Annotated in this window: 2 protein-coding genes and 1 pseudogene; 2 read left to right on the forward strand and 1 reads right to left on the reverse strand. The window is 57.8% G+C overall.

The window, feature by feature from the left end; genetic code table 11:
- Positions 1-104: 104 nt before the first annotated feature.
- Positions 105-179, forward strand: a pseudogene (locus ACFQ6N_RS40655) (zinc-ribbon domain-containing protein); the annotation flags it as partial.
- A gap of 69 nt (positions 180-248) precedes the next feature.
- Positions 249-515 carry a hypothetical protein gene (locus ACFQ6N_RS40660; protein ID WP_380659174.1) on the forward strand — a complete coding sequence of 89 codons (267 nt, stop codon included), beginning with the start codon at positions 249-251 and terminating at the stop codon, positions 513-515.
- Positions 516-589: 74 nt separating this feature from the next.
- Here ACFQ6N_RS40660 and ACFQ6N_RS40665 read toward each other — a convergent pair whose 3' ends face one another.
- Positions 590-1,489: a P63C domain-containing protein gene (locus tag ACFQ6N_RS40665; protein WP_053449438.1), complete on the reverse strand. Its 900-nt coding sequence runs from the start codon at positions 1,487-1,489 to the stop codon at positions 590-592.
- Positions 1,490-1,670 lie beyond the last annotated feature (181 nt).

The following is a 1,670-nucleotide window of genomic DNA, read 5'->3' on the forward strand; positions in this document are numbered from 1 at the left end:
GCCCCTCTGGTGAACTAGATTCTTTGCACGTTGCGGGGCGCATCGTGGGCGGCGCAATCATGCGCCGCGGCGAAGAGTTCTAAGACCAATTCAAGGAAGAGGCGATGGCGTTGATCAGCTGTGTCGAATGCGGCAAACAGATAAGCGACAAGGCAAGCACTTGTCCTAGTTGTGGTGCACCTGCTGCGCCACTTGGCTCAGCACCGCGCACAACAACTCAGCCTATCAAGGCGGTTACGTTTACTCCGATGTCGATCGCAGCATTGGTCGTTGCAGCTATTGTTTTGTTCTTCTTGGCCATGGTTGTCATACGGCCCGGTGCGCCTGGCGCGCCTAAGGACCCAGAAAAAGCCGCAGAACAAGCAGCAGAACGTCGAACGGTCCAGTACTGCGAGGACCGCTACAAGGAGATGAATGCTGACCGGCAATACACAGTGGAAGTGCTGCAGTTCCATTCGCAAGCATGCCGCAAGGCGCGCGATGACTACCGTGCGAAGTGGGGACGAGAACCCTGACGAAACCTGATGCTATCCGCCACATAGTTGTTGCATACAAGAAACCCCGCCGAAGCGGGGTTTCTTTTTGTGGATCAAGCGGCGTCTTGGTAGATCATTCCGATTTGACCAGGGCGTTCAAAGGTTACGCTGCAGCGAGCCTCAAAGTCCTTGTAGTTCACGGAGGAGACCGCGAGCAACCGAACCGCTTCCTTCTGCTTGGTCAACGTAGCCACGCCACCATCCGTCAACCACTGATGCAGCTTGTCGCCCACATCCTGTCGGCCCCGCATCTCCTCAAGCACTTCATTCGGGAAGCAGACCTCGTAAACCCACTTGCGCGTGATCGCTCCCCAGATAGGAGGACGCCCGTGCGCGCCAGAGGTGAACGCAGTCCCGGTCATTTTTGCCAGCGCAGCATAGTACTCAGGCTCGAACTGTCGCTGCCAATCCGAAGCATGCTGCCGGATCAGCTTCGAGATCAGATCCTGCAGGGCGTCCGGCGCGCGGTGGTACTGGTATCCGGTAGCCTCGTCAATTAAGGCGACTAGCCCGACCATGCCCAGTGCCAAGTTGATCTCCACGCAAGCTGACACTTGGCGCGCCTGCTGCTTATGCGTCTTCCCGGCGATCGCGGCCCTCAGCACGTTGCCCACCGCTTCCATTACCGCTTCCGCCTCGATGAAGTGGGCACGACCACGACCAGGATTCGAAACCGGTGACCCTGCTTTCTCCTTTCCGCTCATGTAGTTAGGGGCGAAACAGGCCAGAAAACCGTCGAACCGGTTACTTGGGTTCTTCCCGTGATACCCGAGCAGATGTGCGAACTGCGTGGCGAGAAAGCCACGGCGTCCGTCCTCTAACACAATCGCGGGCGCTTCCAAAGAGCCGAATCGGACAATGCCGTAGTGGCTGATCCTAGGGAGATCACTCCCGTCGTGTTGTGCTTCGGCCTCGGAGCTGACCGGAGTGTTTGCTGCTTCCAGATGGTGCATGTGGCATCTCCTATTGCAGTGAAGGTGCCCACGCAGTGCAGTCCAGCGTCGATCCCTCTTGACGGTGGTGAGGCCGCATCCTAGGATTTGGCCCGTCGAAGGTCGTGGAAAACCTTCGATACCGGACATGCAAAGCGTGGACGGTTTGGGATGAAAAAACTCGGCCCCGTCTGGTTACTGC

The sequence above is a fragment of the Kitasatospora sp. NPDC056446 genome (assembly GCF_042796115.1).
Lineage (GTDB): Bacteria > Actinomycetota > Actinomycetes > Streptomycetales > Streptomycetaceae > Kitasatospora.